At 57.0% G+C, this 1452-nt stretch carries 2 protein-coding genes; both read left to right on the top strand.

Annotated features, from left to right (window positions below; all coding sequences use genetic code 11):
- On the top strand, positions 1-1008 hold a 1008-nt coding region (locus AC1DRJ_RS27530), incomplete at its 5' end, for a thiamine pyrophosphate-dependent enzyme (RefSeq protein WP_477804928.1).
- A gap of 2 nt (positions 1009-1010) precedes the next feature.
- Positions 1011-1452: acetolactate synthase small subunit (ilvN, locus tag AC1DRJ_RS27525; RefSeq protein ID WP_068931410.1), on the top strand; the 442-nt coding region annotated here is incomplete at its 3' end.

Genomic DNA, 1452 nt, shown 5'->3' with positions numbered 1-1452 from the left:
ACCCTGATGGGGCTGGGTGCCTACCCTGGCACCGACCGTCAGTTCATCGGCATGCTCGGCATGCATGGCAGCTACACCGCCAACCTGGCGATGCACCATGCGGACGTGATCCTTGCAGTCGGCGCCCGCTTCGATGACCGTGTGATCAACGGCCCGGCCAAGTTCTGCCCGAATGCCAAGATCATTCACATCGACATCGACCCGGCTTCGATTTCCAAGACTATCAAGGCAGACGTGCCTATCGTCGGCCCGGTCGAGAGCGTCTTGACCGAAATGGTCGCGATCCTCAAGGAAATCGGCGAGACCCCAAACAAGGAGTCCGTTGCCAGCTGGTGGAAGCAGGTCGACGAGTGGCGCGGTGATCGTGGCCTGTTCCCTTATGACAAGGGCGACGGCAGCGTCATCAAGCCGCAGACCGTGATCGAAACCCTGTGCGAAGTCACCAAGGGCGATGCCTTTGTGGCCTCCGACGTTGGTCAGCACCAAATGTTCGCCGCGCAGTACTACAAGTTCAACAAGCCGAACCGCTGGATCAACTCCGGTGGATTGGGCACCATGGGCTTCGGTTTTCCGGCGGCCATGGGCATCAAGTTGAGCTTCCCGGATGCCGACGTTGTCTGCGTGACGGGCGAGGGCAGCATCCAGATGAACATTCAGGAACTGTCCACCTGTCTGCAATACGGCTTGCCGGTCAAAATCGTCATCCTGAACAACGGCGTTCTGGGTATGGTTCGCCAGTGGCAAGACATGAGTTATGGCAGCCGTCACTCGCATTCCTACATGGAATCCCTGCCTGACTTCGTCAAGCTGGCAGAAGCCTATGGTCACGTTGGCGTGCGCATCACCGAATCGAAAGATTTGAAGTCGAAGATGGAAGAAGCGTTTGCCATGAAGGATCGTCTGGTGATCATCGATGTTTCGGTCGACACCAGCGAGCACGTCTACCCGATGCAGATCAAAGACGGCTCCATGCGCGATATGTGGCTGAGCAAGACGGAGCGTACTTAATCATGCGGCACATAATTTCCTTGCTTCTGGAAAACGAACCGGGCGCTCTGTCTCGTGTAGTGGGCCTGTTCTCGCAGCGCAACTACAACATCGAAAGCCTGACCGTGGCACCAACCGAAGACCCGACTCTGTCGCGCCTGACGCTGACCACCGTTGGCCACGATGAAGTCATCGAGCAGATCACCAAGAACCTGAACAAGCTGATCGAAGTGGTCAAATTGGTCGACCTGTCGGAGAGTGCTCACATCGAGCGCGAACTGATGCTGGTCAAGGTCAAGGCTACCGGCGCCCAGCGTGCCGAGATCAAGCGCACTACCGATATTTACCGTGGACAGATCGTTGATGTCAGCGCCAGCGTGTATACCGTTCAACTGACCGGTACCAGCGACAAGCTCGACAGCTTCATTCAGTCCATTGGCACTGCGTCGATTCTGGAAACCGTCC

This window comes from Pseudomonas sp. P5_B2, assembly GCF_056400445.1.
This window is presented reverse-complemented; position numbering and strand designations above follow the sequence as displayed.